Origin of the sequence: Massilia varians (assembly GCF_027923905.1) — a bacterium.
GTDB classification, from domain to species: Bacteria; Pseudomonadota; Gammaproteobacteria; order Burkholderiales; family Burkholderiaceae_D; genus Telluria; species Telluria varians_B.
Genome location: NZ_AP026966.1, coordinates 3740766 through 3760242, shown reverse-complemented (window position 1 = coordinate 3760242; position 19477 = coordinate 3740766). Strand labels below are relative to the sequence as shown.

At 68.3% G+C, this 19477-nt stretch carries 18 protein-coding genes; 14 read left to right on the top strand and 4 right to left on the bottom strand.

What is annotated here, in order from left to right; genetic code table 11:
* Position 1: 1 nt before the first annotated feature.
* Positions 2-1309, bottom strand: coding sequence for a metal-dependent hydrolase (locus MasN3_RS16890; RefSeq protein ID WP_281908736.1), 1308 nt, complete (start codon positions 1307-1309; stop codon positions 2-4).
* A gap of 173 nt (positions 1310-1482) precedes the next feature.
* On the opposite strand from MasN3_RS16890, the gene MasN3_RS16885 reads away from it, so the two are divergent.
* The 5 genes from MasN3_RS16885 (at position 1483) to ccoS (ending at position 8182) form a co-directional block, all read left to right on the top strand.
* Positions 1483-3048, top strand: a complete 1566-nt coding sequence (locus tag MasN3_RS16885; protein ID WP_281908734.1) for a methyl-accepting chemotaxis protein — start codon at positions 1483-1485, stop codon at positions 3046-3048.
* Positions 3049-3374: 326 nt separating this feature from the next.
* Positions 3375-4841, top strand: a complete 1467-nt coding sequence (gene hemN, locus MasN3_RS16880; protein WP_281908732.1) for an oxygen-independent coproporphyrinogen III oxidase — start codon at positions 3375-3377, stop codon at positions 4839-4841.
* Complete coding sequence (locus tag MasN3_RS16875) at positions 4838-5608, top strand: sulfite exporter TauE/SafE family protein (RefSeq protein ID WP_281908730.1); 771 nt, start codon at positions 4838-4840, stop codon at positions 5606-5608. Before hemN ends, MasN3_RS16875 begins: the two co-directional genes overlap by 4 nt.
* Complete coding sequence (locus MasN3_RS16870) at positions 5605-8031, top strand: heavy metal translocating P-type ATPase (RefSeq protein WP_281908728.1); 2427 nt, start codon at positions 5605-5607, stop codon at positions 8029-8031. The genes MasN3_RS16875 and MasN3_RS16870 overlap by 4 nt, the downstream gene beginning before the upstream one ends.
* 1 nt (position 8032) lies before the next feature.
* Positions 8033-8182: a cbb3-type cytochrome oxidase assembly protein CcoS gene (gene ccoS / locus MasN3_RS16865; RefSeq protein ID WP_281908726.1), complete on the top strand. Its 150-nt coding sequence runs from the start codon at positions 8033-8035 to the stop codon at positions 8180-8182.
* A 25-nt stretch (positions 8183-8207) separates the two neighbouring features.
* Here ccoS and MasN3_RS16860 read toward each other — a convergent pair whose 3' ends face one another.
* Positions 8208-8606: a TraR/DksA family transcriptional regulator gene (locus MasN3_RS16860; RefSeq protein ID WP_281908725.1), complete on the bottom strand. Its 399-nt coding sequence runs from the start codon at positions 8604-8606 to the stop codon at positions 8208-8210.
* Between the two features lie 217 nt (positions 8607-8823).
* Between MasN3_RS16860 and ccoN the strand changes: the two genes are divergently transcribed.
* The 6 genes from ccoN to MasN3_RS16830 are packed head-to-tail and all read left to right on the top strand — an operon-like array spanning position 8824 to position 13973.
* Entirely contained in the window at positions 8824-10284 is a 1461-nt protein-coding gene (gene ccoN, locus MasN3_RS16855; protein ID WP_281908723.1) for a cytochrome-c oxidase, cbb3-type subunit I, read from the top strand.
* Positions 10285-10300: 16 nt separating this feature from the next.
* Positions 10301-10921: a cytochrome-c oxidase, cbb3-type subunit II gene (gene ccoO / locus MasN3_RS16850; RefSeq protein WP_281908722.1), complete on the top strand. Its 621-nt coding sequence runs from the start codon at positions 10301-10303 to the stop codon at positions 10919-10921.
* A 1-nt stretch (position 10922) separates the two neighbouring features.
* Positions 10923-11093 (top strand): cbb3-type cytochrome oxidase subunit 3, encoded by a 171-nt coding sequence (locus MasN3_RS16845; protein WP_281908721.1) that lies wholly within the window; start codon positions 10923-10925, stop codon positions 11091-11093.
* Complete coding sequence (gene ccoP, locus MasN3_RS16840) at positions 11086-12033, top strand: cytochrome-c oxidase, cbb3-type subunit III (protein WP_281908720.1); 948 nt, start codon at positions 11086-11088, stop codon at positions 12031-12033. The genes MasN3_RS16845 and ccoP overlap by 8 nt, the downstream gene beginning before the upstream one ends.
* Positions 12030-13418 (top strand): cytochrome c oxidase accessory protein CcoG, encoded by a 1389-nt coding sequence (gene ccoG, locus MasN3_RS16835; RefSeq protein ID WP_281908719.1) that lies wholly within the window; start codon positions 12030-12032, stop codon positions 13416-13418. Before ccoP ends, ccoG begins: the two co-directional genes overlap by 4 nt.
* A gap of 15 nt (positions 13419-13433) precedes the next feature.
* The gene (locus MasN3_RS16830) at positions 13434-13973 is read left to right on the top strand and encodes a FixH family protein (protein ID WP_281908717.1); all 540 of its coding nucleotides are present in this window, start codon (positions 13434-13436) and stop codon (positions 13971-13973) included.
* A gap of 59 nt (positions 13974-14032) precedes the next feature.
* On the opposite strand, the gene MasN3_RS16825 is transcribed toward MasN3_RS16830, so the two are convergent.
* Together MasN3_RS16825 and MasN3_RS16820 are read right to left on the bottom strand one after the other, a co-directional pair.
* Entirely contained in the window at positions 14033-14377 is a 345-nt protein-coding gene (locus MasN3_RS16825) for a hypothetical protein (RefSeq protein ID WP_281908715.1), read from the bottom strand.
* A gap of 237 nt (positions 14378-14614) precedes the next feature.
* Positions 14615-15376 carry a ThuA domain-containing protein gene (locus tag MasN3_RS16820; protein ID WP_281908713.1) on the bottom strand — a complete coding sequence of 254 codons (762 nt, stop codon included), beginning with the start codon at positions 15374-15376 and terminating at the stop codon, positions 14615-14617.
* A 281-nt stretch (positions 15377-15657) separates the two neighbouring features.
* On the opposite strand from MasN3_RS16820, the gene MasN3_RS16815 reads away from it, so the two are divergent.
* Genes MasN3_RS16815 through MasN3_RS16805 form a run of 3 tightly spaced genes read left to right on the top strand, consistent with a single transcriptional unit; the run spans position 15658 to position 19441 of the window.
* Positions 15658-17490, top strand: a complete 1833-nt coding sequence (locus MasN3_RS16815) for a DUF885 domain-containing protein (protein WP_281908712.1) — start codon at positions 15658-15660, stop codon at positions 17488-17490.
* Positions 17487-18866 (top strand): serine hydrolase domain-containing protein, encoded by a 1380-nt coding sequence (locus MasN3_RS16810; protein ID WP_281908711.1) that lies wholly within the window; start codon positions 17487-17489, stop codon positions 18864-18866. Before MasN3_RS16815 ends, MasN3_RS16810 begins: the two co-directional genes overlap by 4 nt.
* Positions 18863-19441 (top strand): hypothetical protein, encoded by a 579-nt coding sequence (locus MasN3_RS16805; RefSeq protein ID WP_281908709.1) that lies wholly within the window; start codon positions 18863-18865, stop codon positions 19439-19441. Before MasN3_RS16810 ends, MasN3_RS16805 begins: the two co-directional genes overlap by 4 nt.
* The last annotated feature ends 36 nt before the right edge of the window (positions 19442-19477 follow it).

Here is a 19477-nt window from a genome sequence, read left to right as displayed (position 1 = left end):
CTTAGCGTGCGCCTTGCTCCTTCCAGCCGAGCAGGTCGGCGCGCGGATAGCCCCATTGTGCAAGCGGTGACGGGCAGGGGTCTGCCGCACGGGCGGCATACGGCAGGGTCGAGAAATTAGGCTGGTCGGGTGGGCCGAAGCGGATGTCGGTCGCTTTGCCCTCCACCAGCGAAGGTACGCGGGCGAAACGCAGCCAGGCGTCGAAGTGGCAGTTGGTCCGCTGCAGCGCACGGAATGCGGCCAGGCTGCCGGTCTCGCTGAATTTCCAGGCCAGGGCCGCTGTCGCCGCGGGCATCGCCCCGGCCGCCGGCTCGGCGTCCCGGCCCTGCGCGGCCCGGGCTACCGGCTTGCCATCGGCCTCGCTGGCGCTGTCCGGCACGCCGCCGAAACGTTGCGGGCATGTCCAGACCGGGCTCAGGCCCGGCGCCAGGCTGAGCACGCCAACCCGTACCCCGTAGCTGCCGGCCGCCGGGCCTTCCGACACGGTGGCGAAGGACCAGCACACCGGATTGGCCGGGAAGGCAGACAACGCGATGTCGCGCTCCTGGCTGTCCGGCGCTGCTTCCTGCAGGGCGCTGCGGATCTGGCCGCGCGCGAGCTGTCCGGCCACCGCCTGGATGCCGACGAAGCCCACGCAGGCCAGCAAGGCCGCCACCAGCCCGGCGCGCGCGCCGAGCTTGAAGTTGGCGCTCGCGACCAGCAGCGCCACCACGCCCAGGCCGGCGAGCGGCCCCCATTGCAGGAAGCCCATCCAGGTGAACAGCACCGGCATGGCGGCAAAGAAGAGCAATCCCAGCCGGCGCAGGGGCGCGCGCCGCGACAGCAGGGCCAGCGCGACGCCGAGCGCGGTCCAGAACACGGGCTCGACAATAAAGACGAGGTCGCCGTACAGCCAGCGCGAATCGACCGGGTGGAAGGAGTGGATCCCGTACACGTTCAGGGCGTCGAAGGACAGGTGCAGCAGCATGCCCAGCAGGGCGGTTGCGAGCACGGCGTGACGGGCGCTGCGGTCCTCCCGCAGCAGGCGGCGCGCCGCCGGCCACAGCAGCCAGGTGAGGGCCAGCAGCAGGAGCACCTGCGGCAGCGCGTACAGCAGGGTATGGGTGTGGCCGCGGTGGTGGATCAGGTAGCCGAGCGGGGCCGGCAGCAGCGGCGTCAGCACCAGGTCGAGGTCAGGGAAATTACTGGACAGCAGGCCAGTGAGCAGGAGGGCGCGGCGGCGGGTGCGGCCCCGGGCCGGATCGCTGGAGGCGGGCAGGGCGCGTTCGACCAGCTCCCCAAGGGCGAGGCCGACGAGCGAGTGTGTCATGTTGTCCATCTCGAAAGCTTACACCAATGGCAACCTTTGACGAGAATCAAGGTTCTGATGTGTTTTTGTGCCACATGCACTCGGTTAAATTTGATCCAAGTCAAAAATTTCAGGGATTCACTTGCTAGAATCGTGCGCTTGAAGTTTTGCCTTACGGCAACAAGGAGAAGCGCGTGCGAACCAACCTGCCGGTCACCGGCATCGAATACCTGATGAAAGAGGGCCAGTCGATCGTCTCGAAGACCGACACCAAGGGCCGCATCACCTACATCAACCCCAGCTTCATCGAAGTCAGCGGCTTCGACGAGCATGAACTGCTCGGGAAGGCGCATAACATCGTTCGTCATCCGGACATGCCGCCGGAAGCCTTTGCCGACATGTGGCGCACGCTGCAGGCGGGCGAGCCCTGGACCGGCCTGGTCAAGAACCGCCGCAAGAACGGCGACTTCTACTGGGTGGTCGCCAACGTGGTGCCGGTCAAGGAGGCCGGCCGCGTCACCGGCTACATGTCGGTACGTACGGCGCCGAGCCGCGCGCAGGTGCAGGCGGCGAGCGAGCTGTATCGGAAATTCCGCGCCGGCGAAGCCAAGGGCCTGGCGATCCACCGCGGCGCGCTGCGCCGCCTCGGCTGGCGCGCCCGCCTCGATGCGCTGCGTTCGCTGCCGCTGTCGCGCCGCCTCGCCATCGTCATGGCCGGGCAGGCGCTCTTGATGGCGGGCCTCGGCCTGGCCGCGGACGGCATGCTGTGGAAATTGCTGGCGGCTGCCGGCGTGGCGATCACACTGGCGGCCTGGGCCGAACTGCATCGCACCATCGCCCGTCCCCTGCGCGAGGCCACCGCCGCCGTGTATGCGCTGGCCGGCGGCGACCTGTCGCATCCTTGCGAGCCGGGCCGCAACGACGAGATCGGCCGCCTGCAGCTGGCGCTGCGCCAGCTGAACGTCAACCTGAAAGCCATCGTCGGCGACGTGCGCCGCAACGTGGCCTCGATCGAACATGCGACCCGCGAGATCGCGGCCGGCAATGGCGACCTGGCCAGCCGCACCGAAGCCCAGGCGGCCAGCCTCGAGCAGACCGCGAGCAGCCTGGCGCAGATCGCCGAGGCGGCCGGCCACAACACCGACAGCGCGGTGCGCGCCGACGGGCTGGTGGTGGCGGCCTCGAAGGTCGCGGGACGCGGGGGCGACGCCGTGGGCCGGGTCGGCGATACCATGGGCAATATCAGCGCCTCGGCCACCCGCATCGTGGACATCATCGGCCTGATCGACGGGATTGCCTTCCAGACCAACATCCTGGCGCTGAACGCGGCGGTCGAGGCGGCCCGCGCCGGCGAGCAGGGGCGCGGCTTCGCCGTGGTCGCCGGCGAGGTGCGCAGCCTGGCGCAGCGCTCGGCGGCGGCGGCCAAGGAGATCAAGACCCTCATCGAGACCTCGGTGCAGCAGGTCGGCGAAGGCAACGTGCTGGTGGGCGACGCCGGCCGGACCATGCGCGAAGTGGTGGCCTCGGTGGTCGAGGCGGCCGCGATCATGAACGGCATCACCGACTCCAGCCGCGAGCAGGGCGCCGGCATCGCCCAGGTGAATGCGGCCATGGCCCAGCTCGACCAGATCACCCGCGAGAACGCGGCCCTGGTGGAGGAATCGGCCAATGCCTCGGCCAGCGTGGCCGACGAGGCCTTCCATCTGGTGCAGGCATTGTCGGTGTTCAAGCTCGACGAAGGCGGCGCGGCGCGGCGCTAAGCCCGGCCGGCCAGGTGGCGTAGGGTGGGCGGCTCGATGTGAACAGGTGGCTGGCCGCGCCATCAGCGCCGCCCACGCGGTGATCGTTCGCAGCGAGATCATCCGGCGCGATGACGGAGCCGATAACCATCACCGCGTGGGCGGCGCTTTTGGCGCGGTCAGTCACCTTGTCAGGTAGAGCCGCCCACCCTACGCCCCCCGCAGCTCTGCCAGACTCGTCCGTATTTGATGCAAGTCAAGGATTTACACGACGCTGATCAATAAACTGCCTGTTATTCGAACCGTTTTGCAGTTCCGCAAACCGGCAGCAGCAGGAGTTGATTGACATGCACGCAACAGTGTTACCGGCCGTGGGCAAGCCCGTGGTTCCCATCCTTGCCCACCCGGCAACCCAGACCGCCGCCGCTTCGGGTGTCGACGTCGATCTGGACCTGCTCAAGCGCCTCGGCAGGAACGGCCCGCGCTATACCTCCTATCCGACCGCCGACCGTTTCGACGACAAGTTCGGCTACCGCGACTACCTGCATGCCGTGGCCGGCCTGCTCACCCGCGGCGGCGCCCGTCCCTTGTCGCTGTACCTGCACATTCCGTTCTGCGACACGGTCTGCTACTACTGCGCCTGCAACAAGATCGTCACCAAAAAGCGCGAGAAGGCCGCCACTTACCTGGCCTACCTGAAGCGCGAGATCGCGATGCAGGCCGCCCTGTTCGGCGGCATGAACGAGGTCGAGCAGCTGCATTTCGGCGGTGGCACCCCGACCTATCTGCTTGATGCCCAGATGGACGACCTGATGGCGCACCTGCGCCGCAACTTCCGCTTCGCGCCCGACGAGGTGGGCGAGTATGCGATCGAGGTCGATCCGCGCACGGTATCGAGCGAGCGCGTCCACACCCTGCGGCGCCAGGGCTTCAACCGCATCAGCCTGGGCGTGCAGGACTTCGACCCCGAGGTGCAGCGCGCCGTCAACCGCGTCCAGCCCGAGAGCGAGACGCGCGCCGTGATCGATGCCGCGCGCGCCGCCGGTTTCCGTTCGGTCAGCATCGACCTGATCTACGGCCTGCCGAAGCAGACCATGGACACGATGCGCCAGACCCTGGACAAGGTGGTCGCGGCAAGCCCGGACCGCATCGCCGTCTACCACTACGCCCACATGCCGCACCTGTTCAAGCCGCAGCGCCGCATCGTGGAAGCCGACATGCCGCCAAGCGACACCAAGCTCGCGATGCTCCAGCTGTGCATCGAGCGCCTGGGCGCGGCCGGCTACGTCTACATCGGCATGGACCATTTCGCCAAGCCCGACGACGACCTCGCCGTGGCCCAGCGCCAGGGCCGGCTGCACCGCAACTTCCAGGGTTACTCGACCCATGCCGAGACCGACCTGGTGGCCTTCGGCGTCTCGGCCATCGGCGCGGTGGGCGCCACCTACAGTCAGAACGTCAAGACCCTCGACGAATACTACGACCTGCTCGACCAGAACGAGCTGCCGGTGGCGCGGGGAATCCGCCTCGGGATGGACGACGCGCTGCGCCGCAGCCTGATCCAGAAGCTGATGTGCCAGTTCGAGGTGTCGATCCCGGCGCTGGAACAGGCCTTCCCGATCGTGTTCCGCGACTATTTTGCCCCCGAGCTGGCGCGCCTGCGCCAGATGGAAGAGGACGGGCTGGTCACGGTCGGCCCGGAATGGCTGACCGTGACCATGAAGGGACGCCTCCTGATCCGCAACGTGTGCATGGTGTTCGACCGCTATCTCGCCGCCCGCAGCGAGGGGCCGCGCTACTCCCAGACCGTATGAACCTCAGCCTGCTCCCGGTATTCCTGGTCGGCCTGGCCGGCAGCGTCCACTGCGCCGGCATGTGCGGCGGCATCGTCGGCGCCATGTCGGTCGCGCCGCGGCCGGCTTTCCCGGTGCCGGTGCGCACCGTGACCGTCCAGCGCCTGGCGCCGGCGGCCGCGCACGTGGCCGCCTACAACGCCGGGCGCATCGCCAGCTATGCTACTGCCGGCGCGCTCGCCGGCGGCCTGGCGGGCGGCGCGGCCAGCCTCGCCGGCTTGCCCTCGCTGCAGCTGGGGGCCTACGTGCTGGCCAACCTGATGCTGGTGGCGCTGGGACTGTACCTGATGGATACCTGGCGCGGCCTGGCGCTGCTGGAACGATGCGGGCAGGCGCTGTGGCGCCGCATCTCCCCGCTGCTGCGCCGGCTCGGGCCCGGCGCCACCCCGGGGCGCATGTTCGCCGCCGGCGCGCTGTGGGGCTGGCTGCCTTGCGGGATGGTCTACAGCATGCTGGTGACGGCCCTGCTGAGCGGCTCCGCCCTGCAGGGCGCCGGCGTGATGCTGGCATTCGGGCTCGGCACGCTGCCGATGCTGGCGGCGATCGGCATGGCCGGGGTGCGCCTGCGCACCCTGTTCGGGCAGCGCCAGGTGCGCCTGGCCTGCGGCCTCCTGATCCTCGGCTTCGGCCTGCTCGGCCTGTGGCGCGCCGCCGGCGGCATGGCCGCGCCCGGGATGTGGGCCCACTGGATCGACGTCCTGTGCGTAGCGCCGGGAGCGCAAGGATGAGCGCGGTGCTGGCACAGGCCGCGCCGCCCGCCGCCGCCATCGACGCCGCCGCGGGCTGCTTTCACTGCGGTTCCCTGGTGCCGGAAGGCAGCCGCTGGCAGGCCCGGGTCGACGGCGCGGTGCGCAGCATGTGCTGCCCCGGCTGCGCCGCGGCGGCCGAGGCGATCGTGGCCGGCGGTTTCGCCGATTACTACAGCGTGCGCACCGAGTATGCGGCATCGAACGCCGCCAGGGGTGACGAACCCGAGCTGGCGCTGTTCGACCAGCAGGGAATGGAAGGTGAGGGCAGCTTTTCGATCGAAGGGGTGCGCTGCGGCGCCTGCGTCTGGCTGGTCGAGCGCCGCCTGGGACAGCTGGCCGGCGTGCAGGAAGTGGCCCTGAACGTCGCCACCGGGCGCGTGTTGGTGCGCTGGGATCCGGCCTTGTGCCGCCCCAGCGCGATCGTGCGCGCACTGCGCGCCATCGGCTACTTCGCCGCGCCCTACGACGCCCAGCGCCATGCCGAACGGATCGAGCGCGCACGCCGCACCCTGTTCCGCCAGCTGTTCGTGGCCGGCCTGTCGATGATGCAGGTGATGATGTATGCGGTGCCGGTCTACCTGGCGCAGGACGGCACCATGGACGAGGACATGCGCGCGCTGATGGCCTGGGCCTCGTTCGCGCTGACCCTGCCGGCGGTGTTCTATTCTGCCCTGCCGTTCTTCGCCGGCGCCTGGCGCGACGTCAAGCGCGGCGTGCCGGGGATGGACGTGCCGGTGGCGCTGGGCATCGCGGCCGCCTTCGCCGGCAGTTGCGTCACCCTCGCGTCCGGCAAGGGCGAGGTCTACTTCGACTCGATCACGATGTTCGTGTTCCTGCTGCTGGGCAGCCGCTACCTGGAGCTGGGCGCGCGCCGGCGCGCCACCCAGGCCCTCGATACCCTGCGCGGCGGGGTGCCGGCCTCGGGGCTGCGCCTGCGGGGCGGTCCGCTGGCGCGCGATACCGAGCTGGTGCCGGCATCAAAGCTGGCGGTGGGCGAACTGGTGCTGGTGCCGCCGGGGCGCGCGGTGCCGGCCGACGGCGTCATCGTCGACGGCTGCACCGAGCTCGATTTTTCGCTGCTGACCGGCGAAAGCCGCACCCGCCGCATGGGGCCGGGCGAGCTGCTGCCGGGCGGCGCCGTGAATGCCGGCCAGGCTGTCGTGGTGCGCATCACCGCGGCGGCGCGCGACAGCACGCTGGCGATGCTGGTCAAGCTGGTCGAGCGCGCCGGCCAGGGCAAGCCGGCGATCGCGCTGTGGGCCGACCGCGTCGCCGCCTGGTTCGTGCTGTCCCTGCTGCTCCTGAGCGCCGCCGTCTACCTGATCTGGAACACGGTCGACCCCGAGCGCGCCTGGCATGCCGCGGTGGCGGTGCTGGTGGTGTCCTGCCCGTGCGCGCTGTCGCTGGCCACCCCGACCGCGCTGGCGGCGGCCACCGACCGCCTGCTGCGCCGCGGGGTGCTGGCGGTTGCCCCGCACACGCTGGAAACCTTCGAACGCGCCACCCATGTGGTATTCGACAAGACCGGCACCCTGACCCTGGGCCGCCCGGTGCTGCGCCAGGTGCAGCCGGTCGGCGCACTCGACAGCGACCTGTGCCTGCGCATCGGCGCCGCGCTGCAGGCCGAGAACTCCCATCCGATCGGCATGGCGATCCGTGCGGCGATGCCGAGCCACGGCTTGAGCGCGCGCGGCTTGCGCGCCGAGATCGGCCGCGGCATCGAAGGCAGCATCGACGGCGTGGTGTATCGCATCGGCACCGCCGACTTCGTCCAGGAGCTGGCCGGCGGCGTCGCGCGTTCGGCGGCGCCGAGCGGCACCAGCAGCGCCTGGCTGGCCTGCGAAGGGCAGTGGCTGGCGCGTTTCGACCTGTCCGATGCCTTGCGCGAAGAGGCCCAGGAAGTGGTGCGGCGCTTCCAGCGCGGCGGCAAGACCGTGATCCTGCTCAGCGGCGACGACCAGGCCGCCACCAGCGCGGTGGCGCGCCAGCTCGGCATCGCTAGCGCCTTCGGCGGCCGCCTGCCGGCCGAGAAGCTGGCTTTCGTGCGCGAGCTGCAGGCCGACGGCGCGGTGGTGGCCATGGTGGGCGACGGCAGCAACGATGCGGCCGTGCTGCGCGGCGCCGACGTCTCCTTCGCCATGGGGCGCGGCGCCGAGCTGGCCCAGGTGCATGCCGATGGCGTGCTGCTGGGCGACAGCCTGCTGCCGCTGGCCGACGCCGCCGTCACCGCGCGCCGCACGCTGGCGGTGATCCGCCAGAACCTGATCTGGGCCTCGGTCTACAACCTGGCCGCGATCCCGGCGGCGGCGACCGGGCTGCTCAACCCCTGGCTGTCCGGCATCGGCATGGCGGGCAGCTCGGCGATCGTGGTGCTCAACGCGCTGCGCCTGCGCAAGGACTGACATGGAAGCGCTTTATCTGCTGATACCCCTGAGCGTGATCCTGGTCGCGCTGGCGGTGTGGATCTTCTTCGGGGCCGCGGACAGCGGGCAGTTCGAGGACCTCGAAGGGCCGGGGATGCGGATCCTGGCGGACGACGACCGGCCCGCCTGAGCGCAGCGCCGGCAGGCCGCGCCGGCTACATCGACGGGCCGCGCCCGGTATGCTGGTCTTTCTCGAGCTGCTCCTGGCAGGCGATGCACAGCCGCACCGTCGGCGTGGCCAGCAGGCGTGCGTCCGGGATGTCGCGCCCGCAGGATTCGCAGATGCCGGCGCCGCCCGATTCGAGCTTGCCGATGGCGACGTCGATCTCGTGCAGCAGGCTGGCCTCGTGGTCGGCCAGGTGCTGCTCGTTGTGGCTGATCATTTCCGATTGCGGCGCATCGTCGCTCTGGCCCTGGTGGGCCAGGGGACCGATGGAGGGCGCTTCGTCGTCCTGGGGGGCGGTGCGGGCGCGCACGGTGTCGAGCAGGTCTGCGCGCGCCTGGTGCAGGCGCTCCTTCAACTGTTCCGATACGGATGGCGATAGAGGCGGCATGGCGGGTTTCCTTCCTTTCCGAGTGTCCGTCGAGAGCCTCGATTGATCTCAAAATCGCAGCCTTGATTTTTCAGTCACACGCCTCGCGCACTCGGCCGCAAGATGCTGTTGCATAGCTCGTCTGATGCTGAACAATTTGATTCACATCAAGGATTTTTGCACTGCGAAAAACGACACTCCAGATTGTCATTCATCAAGGTATTTTCAGGAGAGCATCTTGGACACCAGTCTAAACTATAACTACAAGATCGTGCGCCAGTTTGCCATCGCGACCGTCGTGTGGGGCGTGATCGGCATGGCCGCTGGCGTCTTCATCGCGGCGCAGCTGGCCTGGCCGGCGCTCAACTTCGACATCCCCTGGCTGAGCTACGGCCGCCTGCGTCCGCTGCACACCAATGCCGTCATTTTCGCCTTCGGCATCTGCGGCCTGTTCGCCACTTCCTACTACGTGGTGCAGCGCACCTGCCAGGTGCGGCTGTTCTCGGACCGGCTGGCCAGCTTCACCTTCTGGGGCTGGCAGGCGGTGCTGGTGTCGGCGGCGATCTCGCTGCCGATGGGGTTCACCCGCGGCAAGGAGTACGCCGAGCTCGAATGGCCGATCGCGATCCTGATCACCGTCGTCTGGGTGGCCTACGCCGTCGTCTTCTTCGGCACCATCGTCAAGCGCCGCGTCCAGCACATCTACGTGGCCAACTGGTTCTTCGGCGCCTACATCCTGGCGGTCGCCATCCTGCACGTGGTGAACGGCGCGGTGATGCCGGTATCAAGCATGAAGTCCTACTCGGCCTACGCCGGCGTGCAGGACGCGATGATCCAGTGGTGGTACGGCCATAACGCAGTGGGCTTCATCCTGACCGCCGGCTACCTCGGCATGGTCTATTACTTCATCCCGAAGCAGGCCGAGCGCCCGGTGTATTCGTACCGCCTGTCGATCGTGCACTTCTGGGCCCTGATCTTCACCTACATGTGGGCCGGCCCGCACCACCTGCACTACACCGCGCTGCCCGACTGGACCCAGTCGATCGGCATGGTGTTCTCGCTGATCCTGCTGGCGCCTTCGTGGGGCGGCATGATCAACGGGATCATGACCCTGTCGGGCGCCTGGCACAAGCTGCGCTCGGATCCGATCCTGAAGTTCCTGATCGTGTCGCTGTCCTTCTACGGCATGGCCACCTTCGAGGGCCCGATGATGTCGATCAAGACCATCAACTCGCTGTCGCACTACACCGACTGGACCGTCGCCCACGTCCATGCCGGCGCCCTGGGCTGGGTCGGCTTCATCACGATGGGCTCGATCTACTACCTGGTCCCGCGCCTGGCCGGGAAAAAGCAGATGTGGAGCCTGACGCTGATCGATACCCATTTTTGGGTCGCGACCATCGGCATCGTCCTGTACATCGCCTCGATGTGGATCGCCGGCGTGATGCAGGGCCTGATGTGGCGCGCGGTCAATCCGGACGGCACCCTGACCTATACCTTCGCCGAGAGCGTCAAGGCCACCTATCCGTACTACGTGATTCGCTTCACCGGCGGCTTCCTGTACCTGTCGGGCATGGCGATCATGGCTTTCAATACCTGGAAGACGCTGAGCGGCACGCACAGCGTGGACGCGAAGATCCCGCTCGGGCCCGTCAAGCCGCACCCGAACCACGCGCAGCCCGAAGCGGCCCACGCCTGAACCACCGGAGCACACAATGAAGAAGAAGTTTACGCATGAATGGATCGAGAAGAATCCCTGGCTGCTGATCGGCCTGGTGCTGCTCGTGATCTCCTTCGGCGGCCTGGTCGAGATCGTGCCGCTGTTCTTCCAGAAGTCGACCACCGAACCGGTGGCCGGATTGAGGCCCTACTCGCCGCTGCGCCTGGCCGGGCGCGACGTCTACATCCGCGAAGGCTGCTACAACTGCCACTCGCAGATGATCCGGCCGTTCCGCGCCGAGACCGAGCGCTACGGCCACTACTCGGTGGCGGGCGAATTCGTCTACGACCACCCGTTCCAGTGGGGCTCGAAGCGCACCGGCCCGGACCTGGCCCGCGTGGGCGGCCGCTACAGCGACGAATGGCACCGCACCCACCTCGACAACCCGCGCGACGTGGTGCCGGAATCGAACATGCCCGGCTATCCGTGGCTGGCCAAGGCCAAGCTGGACCCGGGCGAGATCATGCCGAAGATGCGCGCGCTGCGCCGCCTCGGCGTGCCCTACAGCGATGCCGAGATCGCGGCCGCGCCGGGCGAGGTGAGCGGCAAGACCGAGCAGGACGCCCTGGTCGCCTACCTGCAGGGCCTGGGCACCCAGATCAAGACGAGGAATTGACATGGCACTCCAACAAATTTTCGATCATGCGAGCAGCGTGATGACGGTCGTGAGCTTCGTGACCTTCCTGGGCATCGTCGGCTGGACCTACGTGCTGCGCCGGAACAGCGACTTCGACAAGGCGGCGCAACTGCCCTTCGCCGACGAAGCAGGGGAGAACGAGCGTGGCTGATTTCTTCAACGAGTTCTGGCACTGGTACATCGCCGTCATCACGGTGCTGGCTATCCTCGGCTGCGGCATCCTGCTGTGGTCGCAGTCGAGCTACCGCGTCAAGCTGGGCGCCGACGGCACGCCCGAGAAAACCACCGGCCACGTCTGGGACGAGGACCTGACCGAACTGAACACGCCGATGCCGCGCTGGTGGATCGTGCTGTTCTGGCTCACCATCGTGTTCGGCTTCGCCTACCTGGCGCTGTATCCGGGCCTGGGCAGCTATGCCGGCAAGCTGGGCTGGAATTCCAGCGGCGAGTACCAGGCCGAGCTGAAGCAGGCCAAGGCGGATTTCGGCCCGCTGTTCGCCAAGTACGCCAACCAGGACCTGAAGCTGGTGGCCGCCGACCCGCAGGCCCACGCCATCGGCGAGCGCCTGTTCCTGACCTATTGCGCGCAGTGCCACGGCTCGGACGCGCGCGGCAGCAAGGGCTTCCCGAACCTGGCCGACCGCGACTGGCTGCACGGCGGCGAGCCCTCGACCATCAAGCAGACCATCATGCAGGGCCGGGTCGGCGTCATGCCGCCGATGGGCGCGGCGCTCGGTTCGGACAAGGACATCGAAAGCGTGGCCCACTATGTGCGCGATCTGTCCGGCCTGCCGGCCGACCCGATCAAGGTCGCTTTCGGCAAGTCGAAGTTCGGCGCCTGCGTAGCCTGCCATGGCGCGAAGGGCGAGGGCAACCACGCCATGGGCGCGCCCAAGCTGGCGGACAAGGTCTGGCTGTACGGCGGCAGCCTTGATACCGTCATGGAAACCATCCGCAAGGGCCGCACCAACACCATGCCGGCCTTCGGCGACTTCCTCGGAGAAGAGAAGGTGCACGTGCTGGCGGCCTATGTCTGGAGCCTGTCGAACGGGGCCGCATCGAAACCCATCGTGACGGCGGACGCAAAATGAATGCCCCCAAGGAGGCCGTGGTCCGCCTGTACGCGGCGCGCGAAGAGATCTACCCGCGCGAGATCAAGGGCCGCTACGCCTCGCTGCGCTGGGCCTGCGTCTGGCTCACCCAGCTGCTGTTCTATGGCCTGCCCTGGTTCGAACTGCACGGCCGCCAGGCGGTGCTGTTCGACCTGGCCAGCCGCAAGTTCTATCTCTTCGGTCTGGTGCTGTGGCCGCAGGACTTCATCTACCTGGCGGCGCTCCTGATCCTGTGCGCCTACGGGCTGTTCCTGGTGACGGCGGTGGCGGGCCGGGTATGGTGCGGCTTCGCCTGCCCGCAAACGGTATATACCGAGATCTTCCTATGGATCGAGCGCAAGTTCGAGGGCACGCGAAGCAGCCGCATCCGCCTCGACCGCCAGCCCTGGACGCTCGAGAAGATCGCGCGCAAGGGCGGCAAGCACGCGGCCTGGGGCCTGGTGGCGCTGTGGACCGGCTTCACCTTCGTCGGCTACTTCACGCCGGTGCGCGCGCTGAGCTTCGACATCGCCAGCTTCGGCCTCGGACCCTGGGAGAGCTTCTGGGTGCTGTTCTATGCGCTCGCCACCTACGGCAACGCCGGCTGGCTGCGCGAGCAGGTATGCAAGTACATGTGCCCGTACGCGCGCTTCCAGAGCGCGATGTTCGACAAGGACACCCTGATCGTCACCTATGACGCCGCGCGCGGCGAGCCGCGTGGCGCGGCCCATGCCCGCATGGCCTCGGCCGATCGCGGCGACTGCATCGACTGCAGCATGTGCGTGCAGGTGTGCCCGACCGGGATCGACATCCGCAAGGGCCTGCAGTACGAGTGCATCGGCTGCGCCGCCTGCGTCGACGCCTGCAACGGCGTGATGGACAAGGTGGAGCGCCCGCGCGGCCTGATCCGCTACGCCACCGAGAATGCACTGGCGGCCAAGCTCTCGCCGCGCCAGGTGCGCCGCCGCGTGCTGCGCCCGCGCGTGCTGATCTATGCCGCGGTGCTGGCGCTCCTCGGCACCGCCATGGTCGCCTCGCTGGCCCTGCGCAACCCGCTCAAGCTCGACGTGATCCGCGACCGCGGCTCGATGGGGCGCGAAGTGGAGGACGGGATGATCGAAAACGTGTACCGGCTGCAGGTGATGAACACGACGGAAGCCGCCCAGCGCCTGCGCATCACGGTGGACGGCATCGCCTCGGCCAGGGTCGTCGACGAGGACCTGATCGAGATCGATGCCGCCACCACCCGCGCCGTGCCGGTGCGGGTGCGCATCGCCGGCGGCGATGGCCAGAGCGGGTCGAACCGGATCGCCTTCACGCTGGCATCAAGGGATGGCGCCGCGCTGCAGGTGAGGGAAGAAGCGGCATTCATCGTGCCCAAGTAAAAAGGAGCAAACAAGATGAGAGCGAACATGAGCCTCCAGCCGGGCGCACCCTGGTACCGGCACCGCTGGCCCTGGTTCCTGATGATCGGCCCGGTGCTGGTGCTGGTCGGCGGCGCGGTCATGATGTGGCTGGCGCTGAGCCGCCCGGACGCGATGGTGGTCGGCGACTACTACAAGCAGGGCAAGGCCATCAACCAGGAACTGGGGCGCGACCGCGCCGCCAGCCGCCTCGGGCTGCGCTTCGAGGCCAGCTACGATGCCGCGGCCGGCCGCGTCACCGGCACCTTGCTGAGCCACGGCGAGCCGGTGCGCGCGCCTTTCCACATCCGCCTCGCGCATCCGACCCAGCCGGAGCGCGACCGCGTCCTGGAAGCCTTGCCCGACGCCCGCGGCCGCTTCGTGGCCGAGGCGGCCGGGCTGGAGCCGACCCACTGGCAGGTCGTGGTCGAAGGCGGGGCGCGCAACTGGCGTCTGGCGCGCAGCTGGAGCTGGCAGCGCGAACCGGTGCTGGCGATCGCGGCGGATGCGGAACTGGAGAGCGGCGCCAGGCCTTGAACCGGTGCGGCTTTCGCCGACATCACGGCGCCGCCCGGGGGCAATCCGCGGCAGGATGATTACTGTCCCGCCGCCGCGCGGTAGCCGGCGACCACGGCGGCCCCGAACGGAATGGCGCAGATGGCGGAAAGGCCGGTCACGATCGGCGCGGCCCAGGAGCGGCGCACATAGCGTTCGCCGTGGTGATCGTCGACATGCTGGATCTGCGGATAAGCGGACAAGCATGCCCAGGCGCTGAACAGGAGCAGCGAGGCCCACCAGGGCGCGACCAGATCTTCGCGGCCCAGCAGGGCGCCGGCGGCGCCGGCGACGGCACTGGCGAGGGAAATCAGGAGCATGGCTGCGAACCAGTAGCGCGCCTGGCGAGCCTGGGCTGGCCGTCCGAGGCGTTCCCAGTTACGCATGTGGAGCCAGGCCCCGAAGGCTGGTGTGAAGAGCAGGCTCCAGAGGGCGGCGGCCGTCGGGTTCCACAATACGATTGTATCCTCATCGCTGATGACATTGTCTACCGCTGTGGTTTCCATGGCTGCCTCCATTTGTTTGCTGAGTGGAAACAGCTTATTCGTCCGGTACAGCGGCTGTCTTGACATGCGGCAGCAAGGCAAGCTGCCGTGCGAAGTCCCTTGCGCTGCGGCGAAGCCTTACTCCGCCTTGAAGCCGCGCCCCGTCGCCGCCCAGTAGATGCCGCCGTACAGGTGGTGCAGGAACACCGGGTCGCGGTAGGTCGCCTGCAGGTGGCCCAGCGCCGTATAAAAGGCGCGTCCGCCATCGTAGGACTGGTACCAGCTGATCGGATGGAAGGCGCCCATGCCCTTGCTCTTGGCGGTCTCGGGTCGGTAGGTGGACTCGTCGACGCTCAGGAGGTAGTTCAGCTTGCCGGAAGTCGGCGGCCCGAACTCATACCATTCCTCGGTGAACAGGGTGCGCGGCGCGAAGCGCTCCATGCCGGGGAAGTTGCGGTCGCGGACCTGCAGCACCGCGGTCTGCACCGCCGGATGCACCCGGAACATGTGGCCGACCATCTTCGTGTACCACGGCCAGCCGTATTCCGTATCCGAAGCGCTGTGCACGCCCACGAAGCCGCCGCCCTTGCGGATGTAGCGCTCGAAGGCGGCCTGCTGCTGGTCGTCGAGCACGTCGCCGGTGGTTAAAAGGAAGACGACGGCCTGGTACTTGGACAGTTCGGCGTCGTTCATCACGCGGCCGGCGTCGGCGGTCCAGAAGACCTTGAAGTCGTGCAGCCTGCCCAGTTCCTCGATGGCGGTGACGCCCGCGTGCACGGCGTCATGGTGCCAGCCGGAGGTCTTGGTGAACACGAGGACATTGAGTTGCTCGGCTCGGGCCGGGGCGGCAGCCAGCAGGGAAGCGCACAGCAGTACTGCGGGTATGAAAGAATATTTCATCCTGGTCTCAAATTTGAATTATTATTTCGCCGCGATAATGGCGGCGAGCGGGCGCGGGAGCGCTCGGCCATAATAGTTCAAACGTCGAACTTATCGGGCGATTGGCGTGCCGGCGACCGTGGCGGCACGTGGGCACGGGAGCGCCAGGGCACAGCCGGCCCGTCTGTACGTACCACGAGCGCGTTGTTTCCTTGACCTTTTCCATGATAGATTCCTTCGCGGCAAGCACGGCGCCCGGCGCCGTCTACCGATACCACAACGACCAAGGATACGAGACCAAGATGCCATCCCTCCGCCAGCGCAGCCTGCGCGCCGCCATCGCCGCCCTGTTCATCCCCGCCGCCATCGCCGCGGCAAGCCTGCCGAGCGTGGCGCTGGCCGCACCCGCGGCCAAGGCGGCTGCCGCCAAGCCGAACAAGGCCTTCGATACCTGGGCCGACAAGTTTGCCGCAGACTGGGTGCGCATGAACCCGCAGATGGCCACCTCGACCCAGTACTTCAGCGGCGCCGAGCAGGCCAGGCTGGACCGCGAGCTCACGCCGCTGACCAAGGCGCACCGCCAGAAGATGCAGGCGCTGGCCAGGACCGGGCTGGCGCGCCTGGACAAGTGGATGGCCGGCCCGCTCGACGAGAACCAGCGTATCTCGGCGGCGGTGATGCGCTGGTCGCTGCAGAACGTGATCGCCAACGAGCCGTTCGAAGACCATTCCTTCGTCTTCTCGCAGTTCAGCGGCGTGCAGGTGAGCCTGGTCAACTTCATGAACACCACCCACCCGCTGCGCAACCCGCAGGATCTCGACAACTACCTGGCGCGCCTGGAGCAGGTCGGCACCCGCATGGACGAAGCGCTGGCGCGTGCCCGCGAGGCCGCCGCCAAGTCCCTGATCCCGCCGCGCTTCATCCTCGAGCGCGCCAAGTACCAGGTCGACAGCTTCCTGGCGCCGGCGGCGAACGAGAACGTCCTGGTGACCTCGCTGGCCCAGCGCACCGAGAGGATGGAAGGCCTGAATCCGGACGTGCGCAACGCCGCGCTGGCGCGCGCCGCCCGCATCGTGGACGAGCGCATTCGCCCGGCCTACAAGCGGGTGCAGGAATTCATGGCCGAGATCCAGCCGCGCACCGGCGACGTGGCCGGCATCTCGCGCCTGCCGAACGGCAGCGCGGCCTATGCGCGCGCGGTGGAGAACTTCACCAGCACCAAGCTGACCCCGAACGAGATCCACGAGATCGGCCTGCGCGAAGTGGCGCGCATCGAAGGCGAGATGGATCGCCACTTGAAGTCGCTCGGTCTTTCCGAGGGCAACATCGAGACCCGCATGAAGCAGCTCGATGCGCGCTTCCAGCCGAAAGGCGAAGGCGATCCGCGCCCCGCCATCATCGCCAGCTACGGCGAGATGGTGAAGGACGCCGAGCGCCGTAGCGCCCCCCTGTTCAACCTGAAGCCGCGCGCGCCGGTCGAGGTGCGCCGCGTGCCGCCGCTGACCGAACCCTCGGCCGCCGCCCACTACACGCTGCCGGCGCCGGACGGCACCCGTCCGGGCATCTTCTGGGTGCCGCTGCGCGGGCCGACCTTCGACATGATCCGCATGCGCAGCCTGGCCTACCACGAGGCGGTGCCGGGCCACCACTTCCAGCTGGCGATCCAGCAGGAACTGACCGGCATCCCGAAATTCCGCAGCCAGCGCATCTTCAGCGGCGGCAGCGCCCACTCCGAAGGCTGGGCCCTGTACACCGAACGCCTGGCGGTGGAAGAGGGCTGGTACGAAGGCGACGTGCCGGGCCTGTTGGGCGCGCTCGGCTCGGAACTGTTCCGCGCCCGGCGCCTCGTGGTCGACACCGGCCTGCACTCGAAAGGCTGGACCCGCCAGCAAGCGATCGACTACGGCATCGGCGCCCAGGAAGTCGAGCGCTACGTCGCCTGGCCGGGTCAGGCCAATGCCTACATGATCGGCATGCTGCGCATCATCGACCTGCGCGAGAAGGCCAAGAAGGAACTGGGCGACAAGTTCTCGTTGTCCGGCTTCCACGACCTGGTGCTGGGCGCCGGATCGGTGCCGCTCGACGTGCTGGGCGAGCTGGTGGACGGCTGGGTCGCCAGGCAGAAGCAGGGGTGAAGCCATCCATGAAGGCGACGCTGGCCACGCTGGCGCTGTCGGCGCTGTCCTGTGCGGCCGCGGCCGCGCCCCTGTCCGCGCCGCGGGCCGAGGCCTTGACGCGGCAATTGCAGGCCATCGTCGACGACCCCGCCATCCCGCTGCCCGGGCTGGCGGTGGTGGCCGTTCGCGGCGGCGAGATCGTCTACAGCCGCCAGTTCGGCTACAAGCGCCTGGCCACCGCCACCGTGCCGGCGCAGCCGATGGACGCCGACACGATGTTTCGCATCGCCTCGGTGTCCAAGCTGGCGACCGCGCTGGGCGCGATGAAGCTGGTGGAGCAGGGCAGGCTGGCGCTGGACCAGGACGTCAGCGCCTGGCTCGGCTACCGGCTGCGCAACCCGCATTTTCCTGATCAAGCGATCACCCTGCGCATGCTGCTCACGCACACCTCTTCGCTGCGCGACGAGGGTGGCTTCAAGTTCGATCCCTCGGTCGACCTGAAGGAGGTCCTGCAGCCGGGCGGGCGCCATCACGGCAAGGGCGCCATGTGGTCCCGGACCCACGCGCCGGGGCGCTTCTTCGAGTACGTCAACTTCAACTCGGGCATCGTGGCCACCATCATGGAGCGCGCCGGCGGCGAGCGCTTCGACCGCCTGATGCGGCGCCTGGTGTTCGACCCGATGGGCTTGACGGCCGGCTTCTACCTGGCCGACTTCGCACCCGCCCGGATCGAGGATGCGGCAACGCTCTACCGGCGCCGCGAAAAGGACGGCGACGAGCGCTGGGACCCGAACGGCCCATGGATCGCGCAGTCCGACGATTTCCACGTCAATCCGCCCGTCGCGCCGCCGGGCCTGGAACGCTATGCGGTGGGCAGCAACGGCACCCTGTTCGGCCCGCAGGGCAGCCTGCGGATCTCGGCCGGCGAGCTGGCGCAGATCATGCTGATGCTGATGAACGGGGGTGAACATCAGGGCCGGCGGATCCTTAAGCCGGAAACGGTGGCCACGATGCTGTCGCGCCAGTGGACCTTGCGGCCGGGCAGCGGCAACGGCGACAGCGACAATTTTCGTGGGCTGTACCACGCCTGGGGCCTGGGCAACCAGCATTTTACGGACACCAGCATCATGAAGGACGGCCGGGCCAGCGGCGACCGCCTGGTGGAAGGCGGCGGCTTCACCGGGGTCGGCCACCTGGGCTGGTCCTGGGGCCTGAACGCCTTGTTCGTGTTCGATCCGGCCACGAAGAACGGCATGATCTACGTGGGCAGCGGCGTGGGCGACGACCCCGACCGCCACCCGGGACGCTTCTCGTCCGAGGCGCGCTTCCAGGAGCGCATCACGGACGCCTTGTACCGCGGCGCGATCGCCGCACCGAATGAAGGACTACCGTGATGCCCGACTGGCTGCGCGTGCTTGCACAGACATTGTTCTGGGTGGCGGCGATGACGCTCACCATGCGCTGGCTGGCGCGCGCCAGGCACCGGGCCGCGGCCGCCGCGGCCGGCGGCCGCGTGCAGCATCATGCGGGTTGTCTGGTCATCGGGGTGATCGGCACGCTGTTCTTCATCGGCGTCATGGTGGCCGCGAGTTTCTGGCCGGACGAGGGCGTCAACGCCTGGTTCCATGCATTCATGAGCTGCTTCGTACTGCTGGGAGCTTACCTGGTGGCCGACTGGCGTTTCGCCCGGCATACCGTGTCGGAGGCAGGCATGGACTTCGGACGGCCGACGGGTAAGCGCCTGGCCTTCGGCTGGGACGAGGTCCGTGAGGTCCGCTACGGCAACCTGGGGCGGTGGTTCAAGATCGAACTGCAACCCGGCCAAGTCCTGCGCGTCTCGGTTGCCATGGCAGGCCTGCCCGCCTTTGCAGACCAGGTGCTGCGCCACGTCCCGGCCGTTCGGATCGAGCGCGACACCTTGCGGATGCTGGAACGCACCGCACGCGGCGACCTGCCGCCCTTGTCGTAGCGACTGGCGCGCTTGCCGGTGCGCTGTTTTGCTCCT